This is a genomic window from Pantoea sp. (assembly GCF_028283705.1).
Lineage (GTDB): Bacteria > Pseudomonadota > Gammaproteobacteria > Enterobacterales > Enterobacteriaceae > Pantoea.
Genome location: NZ_JAPWKD010000025.1, coordinates 21,340 through 45,182, shown reverse-complemented (window position 1 = coordinate 45,182; position 23,843 = coordinate 21,340). Strand labels below are relative to the sequence as shown.

Genomic DNA, 23,843 nt, shown 5'->3' with positions numbered 1-23,843 from the left:
AAGTTGCGCCTCAGCACACTAAAGCGCGTCAATAATCTCGCGAATTTCTGCCAGCGCGGTTTGCCAGATCGCCAGCATTTCCTCATCGGCACGCTGATAATAGCCACCGTAGTTGCCATCACCGAGATAGGCTTTGGCGCGTATCGGGTCCATTTTGCGCAACGTCACCAGATCGACCAGCGGCTTCTGCTGCTCAGGCTGTGTCACCCCAGGCAAACGCGTCCACGGAAAATTCTCCATCCACGATGCATGCGAAGCTATCGGGTCGATGGACATGACTTTTGCCCAGGTTTTTGGCGCATTCCACCAGTTGTGTAATTGCACCGTCACCCCCGGGTTGTTCACCATCCATTCGCTGAAAATGTTTTGCGCCGGTGAGTTGCCGCCGTGACCATTGATAAACAGAATGCGCCGAAACCCCTGCCGCTTCAGGTTATTGAGGATGTCATTCAGCAGGCAGATATAGGTTTGCATGCTGAGGCTGATGGTGCCGGGATAATCACTAAACGCGGGTGTCATGCCAAAAGGCATCACGGGAAAAACAGGAATGCCATAAGGCTCTGCGGCCTCGGTTGCCACTCTTTCTGCCAGAATCGAATCCACTGACAGGCTTAACAGCGCATGCTGCTCGGTACTGCCGAGCGGCACAATCACCCTATCGTCAGTGGTCAGATAGTGTGCTAATTGCTGCCAGTTCATTTCACTGATCTTCATTACGGTCCCCGGTGTTGGACGCGTGTAAAATTTCCTGCTGCAGCAACGGGACAACAACCCGCTGGATTTCTCCTGCATCAGGTACATGCCTGTATTCAAAAGAAGATTGTTTTTCTCCCAGCTGGGCGGTGAGTTCCTGAACGCCGGTGGCGTACACCAGGGCATCGGTCTCTTTTAATAATTCGCCAAGCCGGGGATCATCGCTGTGAACCACCGTGACCTGAGTGACGTGTGGAGCAAAGCGCGCCACGCCATGCGTCATCAGCGCGGTAAATTCTGGAAAAATCGATACCACCAGCGTGCGGGTCAGCGGTTCGAGCGAAGCCAGCGCGCGGCGCGTGGCTTCGGACGGAATAAAGCTGATGTTCAGCAACGGCTGCCCCGTAAATAGTTCGCTGACTTCACGCCGACGATGGGCAAAAGTCAGCAGCAAATCGGCGCTGGCCACTCGCTGGCGCAGAACCTCATCCTGTTTCAAATCGGTGAGGGTCGTCGCTTCTACCGCCGCGATGTCACCCAGCGTTTCCGCGATGCACTGTGCGTAATCACGCGCCGCATCAATAAAATTGCCAATGAAAAAGACGGTTTTCTTCTTGAGCTGACGCTGCTTTTCGCCATAACGGCTGCTGACCAGCGCACCGAGATCGGCGGCACTCAACCCCATCAACATGCCGCAATTGATAAAGGCATCCAGGTGCTGATGCAACTCATTGACATCATGCTCTGAAGACCCGAGCAACAGCGATGCATCGGCGATAAAGGTTCCGGCACCTGGCTTGCTGTACACCAGCTCCGCCGCCCTTAATTCGCGATAGACCTGCGCCACCGTCATCGGCGCGACACCAACCAAATCGGCCATTTCGCGCACCGAAGGCAGCTGCTCGCCGGGCTTTAACGCACCAAAGGTGATGGCGTATTCAATGATGCCGCGTAACTGCGCCCCCAGCGGGATCGAAGATTCTCGGTCGAGGTGGAATTCCATTACCTACCCTGAAAGTGTACTGGTCTATTAATACAATTATGCTGTTTTTTACATCAACGCAAGTCGTTAACGCAAAAAATAATCATAAAATAACTTTTTGTTATAACAGCATTGAATTTTTTTGCATTTTTTTTGCGCTAATCATTGACAGTTTATGAGCAATCCTTCAATTATCGTACCAGTTAACTAGAACACAATCATCACCGCCATTTTTTGCAGGTTCCGTCTCCCTTCTTTTCAGGGTGACAAACAGGTGCCTGACAAGCATTTTTTTCTGACTCAACAGAGAGGCAAGGTAATGAAAGTTATGCCTAAATTAACGTTAATCGCCTTACTGGCAGCAAGTGCCTTCAACACCCTGGCCGCACAGGCAGCAGAGGTAGTACAGCGCGGCGGAACCCTGACTTATGGCCGCTACGCCGACAGTAATTTCCTCGAACCGGTCCTGAATGAAAGCAATAACGATATCTGGATCCTCTCCAACCTGTATGACACCCTGCTGCTGCCGACCAACGATGGCAAGGGCATCAGACCAGGTCTGGCAACGGCCTGGAAACTGGCGGCAGACGGTAAAAGCGTCACGCTTACCCTGCGCCCTGATACTAAATTCTCTGACGGCTCGCCCATCACCGCCGAAGACGTTAAATGGTCACTTGAACGTGCTGCCAAACCAGGTAACGGCGTATGGCAATTTCTGGTCAGCGCAATCGATAACGTCACCATCAGCGATCCTCATACCGTGGTGATCCACCTGTCGCATACCGATCCTGCCATCCTTACCGCGCTGACGGTTTTCAACACCGCGATCATGCCGGAGAAACAGTTCGAAGCGGAACCGGGTGCCACCGATCACGACAAAGCGGCGGCATTCGCTGAACATCCGATTGGATCCGGCCCTTTTATGCTGAAATCGTGGCAACATAACGCCACCATGACGCTGGTGCGTAACCCGTACTACTGGGAAAAAGGCGCGGATGGCAAAGCCCTGCCCTACCTTGACGGCATCAAGTTTGAAATCATTCCTGACGATGCCACCCGCATCCTGAAGTTGCAGTCTGGTGAGCTGGACGGGGCCGAGTTTATCCCTTACTCACGCGTTAAGGAGTTGCAGGGCAATCCGGCACTGAATATGGCGCTGTTCCCGTCAACCCGTGTCGAAGTCGCCAGCGTCAACGCACGGCCAGAGATCGACGGCAAGCCGAACCCACTGGCGAACCCGAAGGTACGCGCTGCGCTGAACTATGCCACGGATAAAGACGGCATCATCCAGCTGGTGACATTCGGGCTGGGTAAACCGATGACTTCGTTTATGTCAACCTCTACCCCGCTGAACTCCGGCACCAAACCACTCTGGCCGGTGGATGTGGAAAAAGCGCAGTCACTGATGAAAGAAGCGGGCTATCCTAACGGCTTCAGCACCAGCATGAATATCCTGGCGGGTAATGAAGACAGCCTGAGCATTGCCACCGGCCTGCAACAGATGTGGGCGCAGATTGGCGTTAAATTAACCATCAACCAGATGGATAACGCCACGCTGAACGCCAACTTCCGCAAGGGGAATTTCAGCACCCGCATTGGGCCGTGGACCGACGATATCGCCGATCCAAACGAAATCACCTCCTACTACGCCTATTCGAAGAACATTCAGGCGCTGCATTCAGGCTGGAAAAGTGACGAGCTGGATAAGCTGTTTGAGGCCTCACAGCAGGAAACCAATCCGACGAAACGCGCAGAGCAGTACAAACAAATCCAGGACATCTACAACAGCACCGGTCCGACTATCCCGTTATATGAAAGTTCTTATCCGGTCGCGCTGAAGAAAAATGTCGAAGGATTCGTCCAGATCCCACTGGGTAATAACATCTTCACCGAAACCTGGCTGAAGAAGTAATTCGCCATTCATTACACCGAGTGAAATCCAGCCATATGGCGCTGTAGCGACTACAGCGCCATTACGCTGGATTTGGGAGCACGCGTTGACTGAGCTGAGTTATATTTTAAAACGCATTCTGCTGATCATCCCGACGCTGCTGGTCATTCTGGTGGTGACTTTCACCATCGTGCGTCTGCTACCTGGCGATCCCGCCAGTGCAATGATCGGCGACCGCGCCACCGACACTGATGTCAATCGTATCAATCAACAGCTGGGGCTGGATCAGTCGCTGCCCGTGCAGTTTGCCGGGTTTGTGCGCCAGGTCGCCAGTGGCAATCTGGGCAACTCCTATGCAATGCATGCCCCGGTGACGGCAGTGATCGCCGAACGTTTGCCGGTCACCCTGCTGTTAACCGGCATGGCCGCGCTATTTTCGCTGCTGATGGCGATCCCGTTGGCCTTTATTTCCGCGCTTAAACGCAACAGCGCCACCGATATCACCATTCGCGGCGCATCGCAGGTTACGCTGTCGATGCCCTCCTTCTATATCGGCCTGGTGCTGCTGACCGTTTTCGCTGCGCAGCTGCACTGGTTCCCGGTCGGCGGTTATGGCGATAGCTGGGGACAGCGCATCTATCATTTGTTTCTTCCGGCGATGACGCTGGCTGTAAGCATCACCTCGGTGCTGATTGGCAGCCTGCGCAACTCGATCATCGCGGTGCTCGATGCGGAATACATTACCTTCGCCCGCGCTAAAGGGCTGAGCAGCCGGATAGTGTTGCTGCGCCATGTGCTGCGTAACTCGCTGATCCCGATGCTGAGTCTGTTTGCCCTCAATATCGGCACCACCATTGGCAGCGCGGTAATCACCGAAACGGTGTTCGCCGTGCCCGGCATCGCGCGCCTGATGGTCGATAGCATTTTCAGCCGCGACTATCCGATGATTCAGGGACTGGTAATCGTGCTTTCCGTGCTGGTGTCGCTGATTTTTCTTATCACCGACATCGTACAGGTGATGATTGACCCAAGGAGGGCACGATGAGTGAATTAATTATCCAGCGATCCCTCACCCGCAAGTGGCGCAAATATCTGCCCTGGTCGTCACTGTTGGGCTGCGTCATCCTGCTACTCAGCCTGCTGATGGCGTTCTTTCCGCATCTGATTGCCACCGCCGACCCGCTGAAGTTCGACTACCGCGCCATCCTCAAAGGGCCGAACCTGCAACACTTTTTTGGCACCGATAACTTTGGGCGCGATATCTTTTCGCGCGTGGTGTATGCCTACCAGATTGATTTGCAAATCGCCTTCTTCACCACACTGTTCCCGATGGTGTTTGGCACCCTGGTTGGGCTGCTGGTCGGCTATTTCGGCGGCGTGGCCGAGATGCTGTTTCAAAGGATCGTCGATGCGGTAGTCACCTTCCCGCTACTGGTGCTGGTGATCGCTATCGTCGCGATTCTCGGCCCGGGCCTGAATAGCATGTATATCGCCGTCGGTATTATTTATTGGGTGTTCTACGCCAGGTTAATTGCCGGTGAAGTGAGCATTCAGAAACGGCTGGAATACGTGGCCGCAGGCAAAGTCATGGGCTACAGCACACCGCGCATTATCTTCCGTCACGTGCTGCCGAACGTTATTACCACCACGCTGGTGTACTGGATGACCGATATGGCGCTGGCGATCCTGCTGGGTTCCAGCCTCGGTTATCTCGGCCTCGGCGCACAACCGCCCGCCGCCGAATGGGGGGTGCTGATCGCCTCTGGTAAGAACTTCATGGATACCGCATGGTGGATAACGATTTTCCCCGGTATTGCCATCGTATTAACCGGCCTGGGATTCAGCCTGTTTGGCGATCTGCTGGCAGACTGGCTGCGTCCTGGAAGCCGTTAGTGAACATGAGAGCGAATTATGCCCAGCCAGACTTCCCCTTTGCTTGAGGTGCAGCAGCTCAACACCCAAATTCATACCTCGCGCGGTAGCCTGCGGGCGATTCAGGACGTGAGTTTCAGCCTCAATCCGGGAGAAATTCTCGGGCTGGTCGGTGAATCCGGCTCGGGAAAAAGCGTCACCCTGCGTTCTCTGCTGCGCCTGATGCCCGCCAGCGCCGAAGTTTCGGGTTCAGTGAAATGGCAGGGGCGCGAGATTACCAGTATGAAACCGGCGGAGCTGCGCAGCATTCGCGGCGGTGAAATCGCGATGATTTTTCAGGAACCGATGATCGCCCTCAATCCAGTGTTAACCGTCTGGCGGCAGATTGAGGAAAGTCTGGCCGCCCACACCGATTTAACGCGTAAACAACGCCGCCAGCGCGCCATTGAGTTACTGAATCAGGTGGGGATCCCCGCACCGGAGTTGCGTCTCGACGATTATCCGCACCAGTTCTCCGGCGGGATGCGCCAGCGTGTGATGATTGCCATTGCGCTGGCGGGCAATCCCCGTCTGCTGCTTGCCGACGAGCCCACCACCGCGCTGGATGTCACCATTCAGGAGCAAATCCTCAAGCTGCTATTCAACCTGCGTGACCAGTTAGCGATGGGAATTATTTTTGTCACCCACGATCTCGGCGTGGTTGCTCAGCTGTGCGATCGCGTGGCGGTGATGTATGCCGGACGTATCGTCGAAAGCGCACCGGTGCGGGAAATTTTCAGCCAGCCGCGTCATCCCTACACCCAGGGGTTGATCGCCTCGGTGCCACAAAACGACGGCGAGCGAAAACCACTGCAGTCGATTGAGGGCACACCGCCATCGCTGCTCAGTCTGCCGCAGGGGTGCAGTTTTAGCCCGCGCTGTCGCTATAAAACCGACATCTGCCTGCGGGAGGTGCCGCCCCCTGAGGCGCTAAATAGCGAACATCAGGTTGCCTGTCATCATCACGCTAACCTTAACGTCATCGAGGGCATCTGAGATGGGTGAAACTTTGTCACACAACAGCCTGCCAATCGTCAGCGTCGAGGAGGCGATCGTCCACTTCCCAGTGGCGCAGACCATCCTCGAAAAAATACAGGGTAAACCCCGTAAGTTTGTACAGGCACTGAATGGCGTCCGGCTGGAACTGATGCAGGGTGAGACACTGGGAGTGGTTGGTGAGTCCGGCTGCGGTAAATCCACGCTGGCGCGCACTATGGTGGGTCTGCTGCAAACTGACGAAGGCAAAATCTACTTCAATGGCAAAGATATCGCGACGCTGCGTGGCAAAGAACGCCGTAGCTTTAACCGCCAGGTGCAGATGATTTTCCAGGATCCCTACAGTTCACTTAACCCGCGCATGACCGTCGGCCAGGTACTAACCGAAGCGCTGTCGGTGCACGGCATGTGTGCGAAAAAAGATATTCCGGCGCGTATCCGTGAGTTGATGGAGTTGGTGCGCCTGCCTGTCGACGCCATCGATAAACTGCCGCATGAGTTTTCCGGTGGACAGCGCCAGCGTATTGGCATCAGTCGCGCGCTGGCCGTGAAGCCGCAGGTGTTGATCGCCGATGAACTGGTTTCGGCGCTGGATGTGTCAGTGCAGGCACAGGTGGTAAACCTGCTGCTGGATTTGCAGCAGAAACTCAATCTGACGGTGCTGTTCGTCGCCCACGATCTGCGGCTAGTCAGACATATTTCGCATCGTGTGGCGGTGATGTACCTTGGCGAAGTGGTGGAAGTGGCTGATACGGAAACGTTATTTATCAAGCCATTGCATCCCTATACCCAGGCCTTATTACGCGCGGCACCGAGTATGGACCCTGACGATCGCGGGAAAAATGTTAGCCTGACCGGCGAACTCCCCAGCCCGCTTGCACCCCCGTCCGGCTGTCGCTTTCACACCCGCTGCCCATTTGTTACTGATCGCTGCCGCACTGAGCGGCCGGTGCTGGCACTGAAATCCGGTGGTCAGCGCGTGGCCTGTCACCTGGTTCCCTTTGAATCCGGGACATAAAAAAAGGATGGCTTTCGCCATCCTTTCTATCGCCACGCGCTTATGCGAAATCAGGCATAAACCGGCAGACGTGCACAGATATCCAGCACTTTCTGCTTGGTACGTTCGATGGTGGCTTCGTCGTTGATGTTGTCCAGCACATCAGCAATCCAGCCTGCCAGTTCACGCACTTCAGCTTCTTTGAAGCCGCGACGCGTGACTGCCGGGGTACCGATACGCACACCGGAAGTCACAAACGGGCTCTTCGGATCGTTCGGTACGCTGTTTTTGTTGACGGTGATGTTAGCACGGCCCAGCGCGGCATCCGCTTCTTTACCGGTCAGGTTTTTGCTCACCAGATCAATCAGGAACAGGTGGTTATAGGTGCCACCTGATACGATGTTGTAGCCGCGCTCAATCAGCACTTCCACCATCGCTTTGGCGTTTTTAGCAACCTGCTGCTGGTAAGTTTTGAACTCAGGTTCCATCGCTTCTTTGAACGCGACGGCTTTACCGGCGATCACGTGCATCAACGGGCCGCCCTGGCCGCCAGGGAACACCGCAGAGTTCAGTTTTTTGTACAGCTCTTCATCACCGTTTTTCGCCAGGATCAGGCCGCCACGCGGACCCGCCAGGGTTTTGTGGGTAGTTGAAGTGACGATATGTGCATGCGGAACCGGGTTCGGATAGACGTCAGCCGCGATCAAACCCGCCACGTGTGCCATGTCCACGAACAGGTACGCGCCAACGCTGTCAGCGATTTCACGCATTTTGGCCCAGTCAACCACGCCAGAGTAAGCAGAGAAACCACCGACGATCATTTTCGGCTTATGGGTTTTCGCCAGTTCTGCCAGCTCGTTGTAGTCAATTTTGCCGGTTTCATCGATGCCGTAAGGCACCACGTTATACAGTTTACCGGACAGGTTAACCGGTGAACCGTGAGTCAGGTGGCCACCGTGTGCCAGGTTCATACCCAGAATGGTGTCGCCTGGCTGCAACAGCGCAGTGTAAACCGCGAAGTTTGCCTGAGAACCAGAGTGCGGCTGCACGTTGGCGTAGTCTGCGCCGAACAGCGCTTTCGCGCGATCAATCGCCAGCTGTTCAACGATATCAACGTATTCACATCCGCCGTAGTAGCGTTTGCCCGGATACCCTTCCGCGTATTTATTGGTGAGCTGTGAACCTTGCGCCTGCATAACGCGCGGGCTGGTGTAGTTTTCAGAAGCAATCAGTTCAATGTGCTCTTCCTGGCGCACTTTCTCTTGCTCCATCGCCTGCCACAACTCGGCATCATAATCGGCAATGTTCATATCACGCTTTAACATCCGCATCTCCTGACTCAGCTAACTTTTTTAACGGCAATTTAAGCCCCGCTAAGGGGCGAAGGCCAACAGTGTAAACCGTTTTGACAGGTGACGGTAGCAGCAATCCCCTCTTTTTACGCAAACGATTGGCAAGGCGCTGGAACGGGTTTTTTACGCATTTTTGCAAGCCAGAGAATCAGGATATTTCCTCAGAATGAAGCGGAAAAAATTTCAGGATTGCGGCAGAGATTCCAGTAAACCTGATTTATCCCTGAGCATTCAGGGGGATTTACAACCACATGCTTGCGATTATAAGATGCATTTAAAATACAACTTTTAAAATGCCATGAGGATTCACCCATGCTCAACGCGCAAGACATCGCGATCATCAAATCCACCCTGCCCGCTATTGCCGAATTAGGCCCACAGCTCACCGGCTATTTTTATCAGCGTATGCTGACGCAGCATCCGGAACTCAAGGATGTGTTCAACATGAACAATCAGCGCAGTGGCAACCAGCGTGAAGCGCTGTTCAACGCCATCTGCGCCTACGGCAGCAATCTGGAAAACCTCGAAGTGCTGCTGCCCGCGGTGGAAAAAATCGCCCAGAAACATACCAGCCTGAATATTCAGCCCGAGCAGTACGCCATCGTCGGTGAAAATCTGTTGGCGACCATTCAGGAACTGCTGAATCCGGGGGATGAGGTGCTGCAGGCATGGGGCAAGGCGTATGGCGTGCTGGCTGAGGTGTTTATCCAGCGTGAAGAAGCGATTTACCGCGCGTCCGCAGCGAAAACCGGTGGCTGGCGTGGTGCGCGTGAGTTCCGTATTCGTGCCATTCAGCCGCAAAGCAGCGTGATTAAAAGCTTTGAACTGGAACCGGTGGATGGTGCAGCGGTGGCGGATTTCCTGCCTGGTCAGTATCTGGCCATCACCCTGCGCCCGGACAACCAGGGCAATCTACAGCATCGTCAATATTCACTCACCCACCAGCCAAATGGTCAGTTCTATCGTATTGCGGTGAAACGTGAAGATCAGGGCGCGGTATCCAACTGGCTGCATGACGAAGCGCAGGTCGGGAATGTGGTGCAATGCGCGGCACCAGCGGGCGATTTCTTCCTCCAGGCAGAGCCTGCGACGCCTGTTACCCTGATCTCAGCAGGTGTCGGCCAGACTCCGATGCTGGCAATGCTCGCCAGCCTGGCAGAGCAACAACATCCGGCCGCAGTGACCTGGTTGCATGCAACGGAAGACGGCCTGCAACATGCCTTCGCCGGGGAAGTCCAGGCGCTGGGTAGCCGTCTGCCGAACTTTAGCAGCCATGTCTGGTATCGCCAGCCTGCCGTTGCTGACGCCGGTCATTACGATGCGCAGGGGTTGATGGATTTAGCGGGCGTTTCTGCTGAACTCACTCAGCCCGATCGCCAGTTCTGGCTCTGTGGCCCGCTGGCGTTTATGCAGTTTGTCGCACGCCAGTTGCTGGATGCGGGTGTCACCGCCGACCGTATTCATTACGAAGTGTTTGGTCCGCATAAGGTGCTATAACTCAGTAAAAAACAAAAAGCCCGCAGCATTTGCGGGCTTTTCAGCAATCTGAAGCTGCGATTAGGATTAGATCGCCTCTTCGTCTTCTTCACCGGTACGGATACGCACTACACGAGCCACGTCAAAGACAAAGATTTTACCGTCGCCGATTTTGCCGGTTTGCGCAGTTTTCATGATGGTCTCAACGCAGGTATCAACGATATCGTCGCCCACCACCATTTCGATTTTTACTTTCGGCAGAAAATCGACCATATACTCGGCACCACGATACAGTTCAGTGTGACCTTTCTGGCGACCAAATCCTTTCACTTCGCTGACCGTCATCCCGGTGATGCCGACTTCCGCTAACGCTTCGCGTACATCATCGAGTTTAAATGGTTTGATAATTGCATCGATCTTTTTCATCACAGATCCTTTTTTCACTCCCTCCGTGGCCGGACGGGTAACAGATAGTATAAATGTTCCTGCCGCAGCCGCTGGCTCAGAGCCGTCGGTGGCGTCAAAACAGGACTTTCTCCTGCTTTCTGTCCGAATGTCGGGGCAACAGGCCGAATCGCAGCGGCAGAAAGCTACTCTTTAAAATCGCTGGCGTCCAGTTCATGACGCGACAGCAGCTTATAAAACTCGGTGCGGTTACGTCCAGCCAGACGCGCAGCATTGGTCACATTTCCTTTGGTCATTTGCAGCAGCTTACGCAGATAGTTCAGTTCAAACTGATTGCGCGCTTCAACAAACGTCGGCAATGCGGTGTTCTCACCTGCCAGCGCCTGTTCAACCAGCGCATCGCCAATCACCGGTGAGGTACTCAGCGCCACGCACTGCTCGATGACGTTCACCAGTTGACGCACATTACCCGGCCAGCTGGCTCCCACCAATCGTTTCATAGCGTCCACGGAAAAACTGCGCACAAAGGGTTTATGACGATCGGCAGACTGACGCAGCAAATGATTCGCCAGCAGGGGAATATCTTCGGCACGTTCATGCAACGCCGGGATCTTCAGGTTCACCACGTTGAGGCGATAATAGAGATCTTCGCGAAAGCTTTTCTTTTCCATCGCTTTAGGCAAATCACGATGGGTGGCAGAAATGATGCGCACATTGATACTGACATCATGATTACTGCCGAGCGGACGAACCTTGCGCTCTTGCAGCACGCGTAGCAGCTTCACCTGCAACGCCTGCGGCATATCGCCAATCTCATCGAGGAATAGCGTGCCGCCTTCCGCTGCCTGAAACAGCCCCTCGCGGGCACTCACCGCGCCGGTAAACGCCCCCCTGGCGTGACCAAACAGCTCAGACTCCAGCAACTGCTCCGGTAACGCGCCACAGTTGATGGCGATAAAAGGTTTACTGGCACGCGGGCTGGCGGCATGAATTGCCTGCGCCAGCACTTCTTTACCGGTGCCGCTCTGGCCGTTGATCAACACACTGACGTCGGATTGCGCCACCATGTGCGCCTGCTCCAGCAGTCGTAGCATCAGCGGATTACGTGTGACGATAGACTCACGCCAGCCATCATCGATCTCGGGTGCACGCAGGGCCAGCGCCTCATCAATCGCTTTGTATAACGCATCACGATCCACCGGTTTGGTGAGAAAGCTAAATACGCCCTGTTGGGTGGCTGAAACCGCTTCCGGGATCGATCCATGCGCAGTCAGGATGATCACCGGCAGACCCGCGTGGCGCTTCTGGATTTCGCCAAACAACGCCAGACCGTCCATCTCATCCATACGCAGGTCGCTGACCACCAAATCGACCTTCTCTTTTTGCAGATGACGTAAGGCTTCCGGCCCGCTGGCCGCCGTTGCGACCTGATAGCCTTCGCTGCTGAGACGCATTCCCAGCAACTTCAGCAGCCCCGGATCATCATCCACCAGCAATAATCGTGCGGCCTGTTTCATTATGGCTGCTCCTCATTCGCCGTACCGCTGGCACTGTGCGATGTGTCGCTGCTGTCGGGCGCTTTACGCGAGGACAGCTGACGCTCGATATCCGTCAGACGCTCCAGCTTATGCTGCGTATCTGCCAGCGAGGTACGAAGCGTGCGTTGCTGCTGGCGCAGGCTATCCAGCTCGGCATCGGTACTTTGCTGTAGCCGTGCGTAGCGGCCACGCGCGTCACTCAGCTCAAGCTGAGCGGCCTGGTTGCTGCGCCACAGCTGAATCAGCGGACGAACTGCCGCCGGAAACGCCGTACTGTAGCCATCCAGCGTATCAACATAGTCGCGGCGCTCCTGTGGCGTTACGTTGCCGTTAGCCAGCAATATGCCCTGCTTAAAGGCACGGGACCAGCCCTGCACCGGCCAGCGACGTGCTTCCGCCCGGGCTTCGGCCGGTGACAGACGTTCCGCACAATCAATGGCACGCTGCCAATACAATGGGTTGCTCATGGCAGCCGGATATTCAATTTGCCAGACACTGCCACAGTCAGTCGCCAGATAGTCCGGCAGACGCACCTGCGGCTCCGGCTGGATGCTGTCGTCCCTGAGGGCGTTGTCTGCAGAAGGTGCATGGCAACCCGCCAGGCTGAACACCAGCAGGCTGGCGGCGCATAATTTGTTGAGGGATAAATTCATTGATCAGGCATTCCCGGCGGTGGTAGTCAAAATGATACGAAAACAGACATCCGCGTCCTTACGTGTCACCAACTGTAAATCACCCTGCATCCTGCGCAGGCAATCTTTGGCGATGCTTAACCCCAGCCCACTGCCTTTAACCGGCCCCTTGCGTTGTTGGCTACCCTGATAAAAAGGCTCAAAGATCATCGCCTGCTCTTCAGCCGGAATCGGTGTGCCGGTGTTTGCCACCTCGATCCACACCTCATTGCCCTTCTGCTGGCTGTGCAGCCAGATGTTACCGGATTCGCTACCGTAGTTCACGGCGTTCGAATAAAGGTTATCGATCACCCGTTGCAGCAGGGTTGACTCTGCCAGGCAGTGGTTCACCTGTAAATCCACATGGGTGCGCATTTGCCGCGCATGGGCCGGTAACGAGTGTGATTTCACCACCGTCTCGACAATGGTATCCAGTGCCACGACATCCAGCGCCAGCGGGCCATCGGCCAGTTTGCGGTTGTAATCCAGCAACTGCTCGATCAAACGTTGCAAATGACGGCTGCTGGTATCCAGAATCGCCACCACTTCCTGCTGTTCGCTATTCAGTGGACCTGCCACCTGATCGGCTAACAATTCCGTGCCTTCGCGCAGGCTGGCAAGTGGCGTTTTCAGTTCATGGGAAAGATGGCGTAAAAACTCGTGGCGTTGCGCTTCCAGCCAGCTCAGACGTTCACTCAGCCAGACAATTCGCTTACCGAGCGAGCGAATCTCACGCGGACCACGGAAGCTGATACTGTCGCCCAGCGCCTTGCCTTCACCCAGCCGGTTGATCATTCGCTCCACCCGCTTCACCGGCCCGATAATCATGCCGGTAAACAACAACACCAGCGCCAGGCTGATCAGGAACAATATCAGAGCCTGCCAGCCAAAAAACTGGCCTCGATCAGCAATTTCACGCTGCAATTGCAAACCCCGCGAAAACACCACTTCGCGTGTTTCCTGCACCATTTGCGCATTGGTATCGGAAAAGTGCTCAAGGGCTGTCGATGCAGGTGCGGAGGGATTGCCGCTGGCACATTGCAGCGTTTCCAGCTGTGGCAGCGTTGCGGCTAACAGTTTGAACGAAGGCAAATCCGGCAGGCTGGCAGCGTGGGTGGTGAGCATCTGACTGTAGTGCGCACGTTGTGACTGATAGAGCCGCGCCAGACTGTCATCACCCAACACACAATATTGACGATAGCTGCGCTCCAGCTCGATGGCAGTCCGCGCCATGGCTTCACTGCGGCGCACGTCCGTAAAGGTGTTGCGATTGGTGTCTGCCGCCTGATTACTTAGCGCCGACAGGCTTTCCCATGCCTGCCACGCCAGTACCAGCAGCGGTAGCAGCACCAGCAGGAACGCCATCAACACCAGCTGACGCAGCGAACGGGGAAATAAACGCCATCTCTTCACAACCGGATTTCCTTAAATTTTTACTACAGGAATGCTAGCGGAGTCTGAAAGCGGAAGAAAGCACAGATAAGAAAACGGCAGGCGCTATGGCCTGCCGTTGAGCGTGACGCCGAACGCCTCACGCGGGAATAAGGTGGTGCCTAACTCAACGTTACGTCCGATGCTTGATAACGTTGCAAAGCAAGCGATTATCGGTTGGGTGGACGGCAGGCACCGTTTGGTGCGTCATTCAGTTTTTATGAGCTCAACCGCAATGCGGGGCAATCATAAGCAGGAGAATGAGCAACGTAATGAGTATAGCAAACATCGTGCCAAAAATAAAATAGTGTTAATTATCAGACAAATGCTTTCTCAGAGTGAGACCCGGCGCAAAAATTTTACCGTACGGTCTAAAAAAACTGTCGCTGATTAGCAACGCGTTTCTGAAGGAAAAATTACACCCAATAATATCAAGAGGTTAAATGTCACCTTTTGACGACAAGCTAACCGTAGCGGTGTCGCTATTTTCCGACACCCAAAAAAAGGGTGCCCTTACGGACACCCTTCATTACGCAATAAATTGCGTCGCTATTGCGTTTAACCCAACTGCTTACGTGCGTTGCGGAAAATACGCATCCACGGGCTGTCTTCGCCCCACTCTGCCGGGTGCCAGGAATTGCTCACAGTACGGAACACGCGTTCCGGGTGCGGCATCATAATGGTCACGCGGCCGCTTTCGTTGGTCACCGCAGTGATACCGTTCGGGGAACCGTTCGGGTTGGCCGGATACGTCTCGGTCACCTTACCGAAGTTGTCCACGAAACGCAGCGCCACCAGGCCTTTGCTTTCCAGCGCCGCCAGATGCGCGCCATCACGCACTTCAACAAAACCTTCACCGTGTGACACCGCAATCGGCATATGCGAACCGGCCATGCCGTCCAGCAGCAGTGACGGGCTGGCAGCCACTTCCACCAGGCTGAAACGCGCTTCAAAGCGTTCTGACTGGTTACGCACGAAGCGCGGCCACAGTTCGCTGCCCGGCACCAGCTCACGCAGGTTGGACATCATCTGGCAGCCGTTACAGACGCCCAGCGCCAGCGTCTGCGGACGATGGAAGAAGTTTTCGAACTCATCACGCACGCGGCTGTTGAACAGGATGGATTTCGCCCAGCCTTCACCCGCACCCAGTACGTCACCGTAGGAGAAGCCACCACAGGCCACCAGCGCATGGAACTCTTCCAGACCGCGACGGCCCGCCAGCAGATCGCTCATATGCACATCGACGGCGGTAAAGCCTGCTCGATGGAAGGCGGCCGCCATTTCAACGTGGGAGTTGACGCCCTGCTCACGCAGCACCGCTACACGCGGACGCGCACCGGTGGCAATCATCGGCGCGGCAACGTCTTCTTCCGGTTTGAAGGTCAGATGGACATTCAGGCCAGGATCGTTGTCGTTTTTCTTCGCTTCATGTTCCTGATCGGCACAGGCAGGGTTGTCACGCAGACGCTGCATCTGCCAGGTGGTTTCTGCCCACCAGGTACGCAGCGTGGTACGGCTTTCGCTATACACCGCATGCTCACCAGAACGAATCACAAAACGATCGCCCGGCAGCGCCTGACCAATCACATGGACGTTGGTCATCAGGCCATGATCGGCGAACGTCTTCAGCACCGCATCACGGTCAGCAGCGTTGATTTGCACCACCGCACCCAGTTCTTCGGTAAACAGCGCTGCCAGCGCATCACTACCCAGCGCGGCGATGTCCGCTTCGATACCGCAATGACCGGTAAACGCCATCTCAGCCAGCGTTACCAGCAGGCCGCCGTCAGAACGGTCATGGTAGGCCAGCAGTTTCTGCTCCGCCACTAGCGCCTGAATAGCGTTAAAGAAGCCAGCCAGCTGTGCGGCGTCACGCACGTCAGCCGGTTTATCACCCAGTTGACGATAGACCTGTGACAGCGCCGTCGCCCCCAGCGTGTTTGCGCCATTGCCCAGATCCACCAGCAGCAGCAGGTTGTCTTTATCGGCCTGCAATTGCGGCGTTACGGTGCGGCGTACGTCTTCCACGCGGGCAAAAGCGGTGATGACCAGCGACAACGGTGACGTCATTTCACGCTGTTCATTCCCCTGCTGCCAGCGGGTTTTCATCGACATGGAATCTTTACCCACCGGGATGGTGATACCCAGCGCCGGGCAAAGTTCTTCGCCGACCGCTTTCACGGCTTCATACAGGCCCGCATCTTCACCCGGGTGACCGGCTGCCGCCATCCAGTTCGCTGACAGCTTCACGCGTGTCAGTGAACCAATTGCCGTTGCGGCGAGGTTAGTCAGAGCTTCACCCACCGCCAGACGGCCTGAAGCGGCGAAGTCGAGCAGTGCGACCGGGGCGCGTTCGCCGAGAGAGAAGGCTTCACCGTAGTAGCTATCGAGGCTGGCGGTGGTCACTGCGCAGTTAGCAACCGGAATCTGCCACGGACCCACCATCTGATCGCGTGCCACCATACCGGTTACGGTACGGTCACCGATGGTGATAAGGAAGGTTTTCTCTGCCACGGTCGGCAGATGCAGCACACGGTTGACCGCATCAGCAACGGTGATGCCGTCGCGCTGCAACGCTTCACCTTTCGCCTGCTGACTGACCACATCACGCGTCATCTTCGGCGTTTTGCCCAGCAGCACATCCAGCGGCATATCGATCGGTTTGTTGTCGAAATGCGTATCCGCCAGGCTCAGATGCTGTTCTTCGGTGGCTTCACCAATTACCGCGTAAGGGGCACGCTCGCGCTGGCACAGCTCATCAAACAGCGCCAGTTTGTCCGGCGCTACCGCCAGCACATAACGTTCCTGCGATTCGTTACACCACACTTCCAACGGGCTCATGCCTGGCTCATCGCTCAGCACGTCGCGCAGATTGAAGCGGCCACCACGGCCACCGTCGCTGACCAGCTCCGGCATGGCGTTAGACAAGCCACCTGCACCCACGTCATGAATAAACAGAATCGGGTTAGCTTCGCCCAGCTGCCAGCAGCGGTCGATCACTTCCTGGCAACGACGTTCCATTTCCGGGTTGTCACGCTGTACGGAAGCAAAGTCGAGGTCGGCATCAGACTGGCCAGAAGCCATTGATGAGGCAGCACCGCCACCGAGACCGATATTCATTGCCGGGCCACCCAGCACAATCAGCTTCGCGCCCACCACTATTTCGCCTTTCTGCACGTGGTCGGCACGGATGTTACCGATGCCGCCCGCCAGCATGATTGGCTTGTGGTAACCACGCAGTTCTTCACCGTTGTGGCTGTTAACGCGCTCTTCATAGGTACGGAAGTAACCGTTCAGCGCCGGACGACCAAATTCGTTGTTGAACGCCGCGCCACCCAGTGGGCCTTCGGTCATGATATCCAGCGCCGTCACGATACGATCCGGCTTACCAAAGTCTTCTTCCCACGGCTGTTCAAAGCCCGGAATACGCAGGTTGGACACTGAGAAGCCCACCAGACCCGCTTTGGGTTTGGCACCACGTCCGGTTGCGCCTTCGTCACGGATTTCACCACCGGAACCGGTCGCCGCACCTGGCCATGGAGAAATCGCCGTTGGGTGGTTATGCGTTTCCACTTTCATCAGGATATGCGCGGCTTCCTGATGGAAATCGTATTCGCCTTTTTCGGCATCGGCGTAATAACGGCCAACTTCGGAACCTTCCATCACCGCCGCGTTGTCTTTATAGGCAGACAACACATAGTCAGGCGTTTGTTCGAAGGTGTTTTTGATCATTTTAAACAGCGACTTCGGCTGTTTTTCACCGTCGATAATCCAGTCGGCGTTGAAGATTTTGTGGCGGCAATGCTCGGAGTTCGCCTGGGCAAACATATAGAGTTCAATGTCGTTCGGGTTGCGACCCAGCGTAGTGAAGGCATTCAGCAGATAGTCGATTTCGTCATCGGCCAGGGCCAGACCCAGTGTAGTGTTAGCCAGTTCCAGTGCCTGACGGCCCCCACCCAGCACATCAACACTTTTCAGCGGCTGCGGCTCATGGTGAGCAAACAGTTGCTGCGCATCATTGAGATCGCCGTATACCGTTTCCATCATGCGGTCATGCAGCAGGCTGGCAAGGGTCTGCCACTGCGCTTCTGTCAGCTGCGGTGCCTGAACATAGAACGCCATGCCGCGTTCCAGACGACGCACCTGTGGCAGATCGCAGTTGTGGGCGATATCGGTCGCTTTGGAGGACCAGGGTGAAATGGTGCCTGGACGCGGCGTCACCAGCAACAGACGCCCTTGTGGCGCATGTTCGGCGAGAGACGGACCGTATTTCAGCAGGCGTTGCAGGCGGGCTTTTTCGTCCGCACTCAGCGGCGCACTGACATCGGCAAAATGGACGTACTCGGCGTAAATATCACTCACCGGCAGATGAGCGTCCTGAAAGCGGGTCAGCAGTTTGTTTACACGAAATGCCGACAGGGCGGGCGAACCACGCAGAATTTCCATCATTAAAGATCTCTCGTCTTCGAAGCGCCGGGCGACGCTTCATTGGGCGCAACAGGGAAAACGGGGCGTATTATAGAGAAACAGCACCGGTTACGAAACCGTTTGCGCAGAATTTATGGTCTACCGGATTCGCCTGAATTTTGCGCAAATCCTGCTATATAAGTTGCTCCGGCTCGCTTTGTTGCGCAAAATGCCCTTCGCTCTGGGAGTTCATACAAGATCAATACTGCCTTTTAAAGACAGAGGCCTTAGAGCCAGCGAGAGACAACTATTTGAAACGCCTGAAATTAAACTATCTGTTTATCGGTCTGATAACCGTGCTACTTGCGCTGGCACTGTGGCCGTCGATCCCCTGGTACGGGGGCGGCAAAGACGCGATATCGCAGATCAAATCACGGGGAGTGCTGCGCATCAGTACCGTTAACTCCCCGCTGACTTACTACACCATCAATAATGCACCAGCCGGTATGGATTACGAGCTGGCAAAGCGCTTCGCCGATTATCTTGGCGTCAAACTCCAGGTGACGGTGCGTCCGAACCTCGGTGACCTGTTTGACGATCTTGATGATGGTAAGGCGGATTTGCTGGCTGCGGGCCTGATCTACAACAACGATCGCATAGCCCGTTATCAGACCGGACCGAGTTATTACTCGGTATCGCAACAGCTGGTGTATCGCATTGATAAGCCGCGGCCAAAAAACCTCGGTGATCTGAAAGGCCGCCTGATTGTGCAGTCCGGTTCCGCGTACCTGTCAACTTTACGTTCCGCTAAAGCCGGAAACTATCCCGATCTTGACTGGTCAATCGCTACCGACCAGGGGCAAAAAGCGCTGCTGGAAGCGGTGGCGGATGGCAAACTGGACTACACCGTGGGGGACTCTGTCACCATTGGCCTGCTGCAACGCATTCATCCGCAGCTGGCAGTGGCCTTTGATATCACCGATGAAGAGCCCGTCACCTGGTATCTGCCACATGATGAAGAAGATGACAGCCTGAATGCGGCCATGCTCGACTTCTATAGTCAGATGAGCGAAGAAGGCACCATCGCGCGGCTGGAGGAGAAGTATCTCGGCCATGTCGGCACCTTTGATTACGTCGATACCCGCACCTTCCTGCGCGCCATCGACAATACCCTGCCGGATATCAAGCCGTTATTTGAGAAATATGCCTCCGGCCTCGACTGGCGGCTACTGGCGGCGATTTCTTATCAGGAGTCGCACTGGAATCCACAGGCAACCTCACCCACCGGCGTGCGCGGCATGATGATGCTGACGCGCAACACCGCTGACAGCCTTGACGTTGCCGATCGTCTCGATCCTGAGCAAAGTATCCGCGGTGGCAGCGAATACCTGCAACGTATGGTGGAAAAAGTCCCCACGACCATCCCGGAAGATGAACGTATCTGGTTTGCTCTGGCAGCCTATAACATGGGCTATGCCCACATGCTGGACGCCCGTAAGCTGACGTCCAAACAAGGCGGCAACCCCGATAGCTGGGCCGATGTGAAACTGCGTTTGCCGATGCTGAGCCAGAAGCGTTACTACGCGCAGACCACGTACGGCTATGCTCGCGGTCATGAGGCGTATAACTACGTGGAAAATATCCGTAAGTATCAGATTAGTTTGGTGGGATATTTACAGGAACAGGACAAACGGCTGGCGCAGCAGTCAGCCATGGAAGCAGAACTGGGTGCCGGTTATCCTGCTGTCGAACCGAAGATTGCGATGAATTAACCCGCGTCGCGCTGCGCCTGACGCAGCGCTTTTTTCTGCTCACGCCGCATGCGGAAAAAATCACTCAGCATCGCGGCGCATTCTTCCGCCAGCACACCAGAAGCAATCTGGATTTGATGATTCATACCGGGATGACCAATCACATCCAGCAGCGAACCGACCGCTCCGGTTTTTTCATCTTTTGCGCCATACACCAGCCGGGTAATCCGGCTATGCACCATCGCCCCGGCACACATCACACAGGGTTCGAGCGTCACGTATAACGTGGTGTCGAGCAGACGATAATTTTCCAGCACTTTACCGCCCTGGCGCAGCGCCATAATTTCCGCATGCGCAGTAGGATCATGCTGACCGATCGGACGGTTCCAGCCTTCGCCAATCACCTTGTCACCCTGCACCAGCACCGCACCGACTGGCACTTCCCCCTGCTCCCACGCCAAACGTGCGAGGCGTAAAGCGTGACGCATCCAGTATTCATCAGTCTGTGGGTTCACCGGGTAACTCCTGCGGGTAACAAAGGCGGCGCATTATAGCGAAATAGCGAGGTTATTCCAGCTGCTGCAACTCTCCACGCGGAGTGACGCGCCAGCGATGCTGGCAAAAGAACAGCAGCGGGTTGTCCTGCTTGCTGTCGCTATAGCCACTGTAGAGCTGCAACGGCGTGCCGATTTTCTCCTCCAGCTGCGCCACTTTTTCATGCCCGAGACAGCGCATCGTCAGTACACGCCCACCCCGTCCTGGCTTCATCTGGCTGGCAATGAGTTGTACACGCGGCAGAAAAGCTGAATCGAAATAGACCTGCTCCACCAGCGACTGCGGTGAACCGGTGATTAACCAGACATCGGCATCATCGCTGCTGAGGTAATCCGTCAGCCGCTGCTGTACCACCGGAAAAGCGGTAACGCGCTGGCGGAACCAGCGGGCGAATTCAGCTTCGCGCTGCAACAGGCGTTTTTCACTGTGACCGAAGGTGATGGCCCACAGCAACAAACTCATCGGCCAGCGCGCGGCGCGCCCTTTAAACAGTAACCCCGCAGCAATCACCGGTAACAATGGCACGACCAGCAATAAATTCAGCGGCTGATGTCTCAGCAGATAGCGCATAAAGGTGCCGAACATATCCTGTTGATGTAGCGTGCCGTCGAGATCAAAAAACACCACGCGTCGTTGCGTACCCTTTGTCAAACCACTCTCCTTTCATTCTGCTTTATCATGCCTGCTCTTGAGTGTAGCCAGGCGAACGCGGTCATTTTTAATTCCAATGACTACAATGCCCGCTGAATAGTTTATTCTTATTGGCGGCAGGCTGCTATGTGGCATTCCTCGCCACATTTATCAGGCTAAATAAGCATTACGTTCTGAATTAAGGATCGGAGATGAGTTCATTGCTGCGGATTCGTCAGCTTTATCCGCGTCTGGCGCTCAACGAGCGACGTCTGGCGGATTTTTTGTTGTCACAACCGGACCGGGCGCGGCATTTGAGTTCGCAAAAACTGGCGGAAGAATCAGGCGTCAGCCAGTCCAGCGTGGTCAAGTTTGCCCAGAAACTGGGCTATAAAGGGTTCCCGGCATTGAAGTTAGCACTCAGCGAATCACTGGCCGACCGTGATGCCATCACCGTTCATAACCATATTCTTAGCGATGACCCGCTGAAAGTCGTGGGTGAAAAACTGCTGGCCGAGAAGATCTCGGCAATTCGCGCCACGCTGGATATCAACAGCGAAGAGATGTTGATGGAAACGTTACGGCTGCTGAAAAATGCCAACCGTATCCTGCTGGTTGGCATTGGCGCATCGGGCCTGGTAGCAAAAGATTTTTCATGGAAACTGATGAAGATCGGCATCAACGCGGTCGCCGAGCAGGATATGCATGCGTTGCTCGCCAGCGTACAGGCCATGACCACAGGCGATGTGCTGCTGGCCATTTCCTATACCGGCGAACGACGCGAAATCAATCTTGCCGCCCAGGAAGCCGCGCAGACCGGGGCCGATGTGCTGGCGTTTACCGGGTTCACCCCCAATACGTTGCAGCAGTGCGCCACGCATTGTCTATACACCGTTGCCGAGGAGCAAAGCACCCGCAGTGCCGCAATCTCCTCAACCAGCGCCCAGCTGGCCCTGACGGACCTGCTGTTTATGGCACTGGTACAGAATGATCCTGAACGCGCCTCCAGCCATATCCGCCACAGTGAAGCGCTGGTAAGAAAACTGGTGTAACAGTTCAACAGCGCGATCTATCGCGCTATTTTCAGGCGCTTCACACTGTTACAAAACCCGCGTGATAACCAGTACCGCCAGACATGATGTTCAGCGTGCTGCGCGCGGATTCAACCAACGCCACCACCACAATGGCCGCCAATATTTCCTGATTTTTGGCGGCATTGCCGGACAACGATTATAGGTTTTCATTTTAATCCAGTCGAAATTGAGAAAAATACGACTATGTCCATACTCTCTGCCAAAGTAGCTACACTCATTCTTCTTTCGCAAATCAACCGGCGTATTAGCAGAAAGATCACGTGATAAATTGTGATAGCTTTTTTCGCGATCCAGTTGACGCTCATAACACCAAATGCTGTCCGGCATATAACGCTGCTGCGACCCCTGATACTTCTGATATTTCACAAACCGATAATCTTCTGCACCATAATTGCCGCAATATTCTTCATCATAGCCGTAAAAACGCAGAAAACGGGCGCGGCTCATAAAAAACAGATTGGAATGGCCTTTATAGCAGATGCCATCAGCACGCTTACGCCGCAGTTTATAGAAACATCGTCCAGGGTTGTCAGAGTCAGCCAGATATGCCAGCGTGCTGGCCGGGAAACCATGATCGAGGTCTGACATCAAAATTTTATCCGATTTTGCGTAGGTCACTCCCAGATTACGTGCCCCGCCCTGATTCCATTTGATATCCGTCGTGATGCGTAACCAGGTCAAATTTAAATTCAATGCCGGTATTTCATATTCAATTGGTGAGCAGTCATCGACAATAATAAATTCGATACGATCTAATAATGGTGCCGGATAAGTTTCATATTCCTTTAACAAAGAGATGACCGAGTTGATAGATTCCTGGTCACAATAAAAATGCGTAATATAGCTCAGATCAATATGGGATTTGTCGGCAGCATGTCGGTTGCTAATCAGTTCATTTATTATATTCATTGCATAATTTATTAGAGGTTCACCTGGTAGCGCAGATGCTAACTCAGCACCAGATGGCTTCAACCCAGGTTCCCTGATAAATTATTGATATCATAGAAATAAATAAATCCCTGATGGCATCATCAGAAAAATATAACGAATGCAATCTTGCGCT

At 54.9% G+C, this 23,843-nt stretch carries 19 protein-coding genes; 8 read left to right on the top strand and 11 right to left on the bottom strand.

Annotation, left to right across the window (positions count from 1 at the left end):
- Positions 1-18: 18 nt before the first annotated feature.
- Positions 19-714 (bottom strand): creatininase family protein, encoded by a 696-nt coding sequence (locus PW844_RS21110; protein WP_299456058.1) that lies wholly within the window; start codon positions 712-714, stop codon positions 19-21.
- The gene (locus PW844_RS21105; RefSeq protein ID WP_299456056.1) at positions 701-1,696 is read right to left on the bottom strand and encodes a GntR family transcriptional regulator; all 996 of its coding nucleotides are present in this window, start codon (positions 1,694-1,696) and stop codon (positions 701-703) included. Before PW844_RS21105 ends, PW844_RS21110 begins: the two co-directional genes overlap by 14 nt.
- Positions 1,697-2,003: 307 nt before the next feature.
- On the opposite strand from PW844_RS21105, the gene PW844_RS21100 reads away from it, so the two are divergent.
- From PW844_RS21100 to PW844_RS21080, 5 genes are all read left to right on the top strand, one after another.
- Complete coding sequence (locus PW844_RS21100) at positions 2,004-3,587, top strand: ABC transporter substrate-binding protein (RefSeq protein ID WP_299456054.1); 1,584 nt, start codon at positions 2,004-2,006, stop codon at positions 3,585-3,587.
- 85 nt (positions 3,588-3,672) lie between these two features.
- Positions 3,673-4,611 carry an ABC transporter permease gene (locus tag PW844_RS21095; protein WP_299456052.1) on the top strand — a complete coding sequence of 313 codons (939 nt, stop codon included), beginning with the start codon at positions 3,673-3,675 and terminating at the stop codon, positions 4,609-4,611.
- Positions 4,608-5,459, top strand: a complete 852-nt coding sequence (locus PW844_RS21090) for an ABC transporter permease (RefSeq protein ID WP_299456050.1) — start codon at positions 4,608-4,610, stop codon at positions 5,457-5,459. Before PW844_RS21095 ends, PW844_RS21090 begins: the two co-directional genes overlap by 4 nt.
- Before the next feature lie 18 nt (positions 5,460-5,477).
- A complete protein-coding gene (locus PW844_RS21085; RefSeq protein WP_299456048.1) occupies positions 5,478-6,473 on the top strand; it encodes an ABC transporter ATP-binding protein in 996 nt (331 codons plus the stop codon).
- 1 nt (position 6,474) lies between these two features.
- Complete coding sequence (locus PW844_RS21080; protein ID WP_299456046.1) at positions 6,475-7,491, top strand: ABC transporter ATP-binding protein; 1,017 nt, start codon at positions 6,475-6,477, stop codon at positions 7,489-7,491.
- Between the two features lie 50 nt (positions 7,492-7,541).
- Here PW844_RS21080 and glyA read toward each other — a convergent pair whose 3' ends face one another.
- Positions 7,542-8,795, bottom strand: a complete 1,254-nt coding sequence (gene glyA / locus PW844_RS21075; protein ID WP_084876335.1) for a serine hydroxymethyltransferase — start codon at positions 8,793-8,795, stop codon at positions 7,542-7,544.
- Positions 8,796-9,134: 339 nt separating this feature from the next.
- On the opposite strand from glyA, the gene hmpA reads away from it, so the two are divergent.
- Positions 9,135-10,319: an NO-inducible flavohemoprotein gene (hmpA, locus tag PW844_RS21070; protein WP_299456043.1), complete on the top strand. Its 1,185-nt coding sequence runs from the start codon at positions 9,135-9,137 to the stop codon at positions 10,317-10,319.
- A 66-nt stretch (positions 10,320-10,385) separates the two neighbouring features.
- Here the strand turns inward: hmpA and glnB are convergent, their stop codons facing one another.
- The 5 genes from glnB to purL all read right to left on the bottom strand — a co-directional run bounded on the left by glnB (position 10,386) and on the right by purL (position 18,792).
- Complete coding sequence (gene glnB / locus PW844_RS21065) at positions 10,386-10,724, bottom strand: nitrogen regulatory protein P-II (RefSeq protein ID WP_007886217.1); 339 nt, start codon at positions 10,722-10,724, stop codon at positions 10,386-10,388.
- Between the two features lie 164 nt (positions 10,725-10,888).
- The gene (gene glrR, locus PW844_RS21060) at positions 10,889-12,220 is read right to left on the bottom strand and encodes a two-component system response regulator GlrR (RefSeq protein ID WP_299456035.1); all 1,332 of its coding nucleotides are present in this window, start codon (positions 12,218-12,220) and stop codon (positions 10,889-10,891) included.
- On the bottom strand, positions 12,220-12,894 hold the full coding sequence (gene qseG / locus PW844_RS21055; protein WP_299456033.1) for a two-component system QseEF-associated lipoprotein QseG: 675 nt from the start codon (positions 12,892-12,894) through the stop codon (positions 12,220-12,222). Before qseG ends, glrR begins: the two co-directional genes overlap by 1 nt.
- Positions 12,895-12,897: 3 nt before the next feature.
- Positions 12,898-14,325: a HAMP domain-containing sensor histidine kinase gene (locus PW844_RS21050; protein ID WP_299456031.1), complete on the bottom strand. Its 1,428-nt coding sequence runs from the start codon at positions 14,323-14,325 to the stop codon at positions 12,898-12,900.
- 576 nt (positions 14,326-14,901) lie between these two features.
- Positions 14,902-18,792, bottom strand: a complete 3,891-nt coding sequence (gene purL / locus PW844_RS21045) for a phosphoribosylformylglycinamidine synthase (protein WP_299456029.1) — start codon at positions 18,790-18,792, stop codon at positions 14,902-14,904.
- Positions 18,793-19,061: 269 nt separating this feature from the next.
- On the opposite strand from purL, the gene mltF reads away from it, so the two are divergent.
- The gene (gene mltF / locus PW844_RS21040; RefSeq protein WP_299456027.1) at positions 19,062-20,522 is read left to right on the top strand and encodes a membrane-bound lytic murein transglycosylase MltF; all 1,461 of its coding nucleotides are present in this window, start codon (positions 19,062-19,064) and stop codon (positions 20,520-20,522) included.
- Here mltF and tadA read toward each other — a convergent pair.
- Both tadA and yfhb read right to left on the bottom strand, forming a co-directional pair.
- Positions 20,519-21,016, bottom strand: coding sequence for a tRNA adenosine(34) deaminase TadA (tadA, locus tag PW844_RS21035; protein ID WP_084876343.1), 498 nt, complete (start codon positions 21,014-21,016; stop codon positions 20,519-20,521). The genes mltF and tadA overlap by 4 nt on opposite strands.
- Positions 21,017-21,068: 52 nt before the next feature.
- Positions 21,069-21,707, bottom strand: coding sequence for a phosphatidylglycerophosphatase C (yfhb, locus tag PW844_RS21030; protein ID WP_299456020.1), 639 nt, complete (start codon positions 21,705-21,707; stop codon positions 21,069-21,071).
- Between the two features lie 191 nt (positions 21,708-21,898).
- Here yfhb and PW844_RS21025 point away from each other — a divergent pair, with 191 nt between their 5' ends.
- Positions 21,899-22,738 carry a MurR/RpiR family transcriptional regulator gene (locus tag PW844_RS21025; protein ID WP_299456018.1) on the top strand — a complete coding sequence of 280 codons (840 nt, stop codon included), beginning with the start codon at positions 21,899-21,901 and terminating at the stop codon, positions 22,736-22,738.
- A gap of 90 nt (positions 22,739-22,828) precedes the next feature.
- Here the strand turns inward: PW844_RS21025 and PW844_RS21020 are convergent, their stop codons facing one another.
- Complete coding sequence (locus tag PW844_RS21020) at positions 22,829-23,689, bottom strand: glycosyltransferase family A protein (RefSeq protein WP_299456193.1); 861 nt, start codon at positions 23,687-23,689, stop codon at positions 22,829-22,831.
- Between the last annotated feature and the right edge of the window lie 154 nt (positions 23,690-23,843).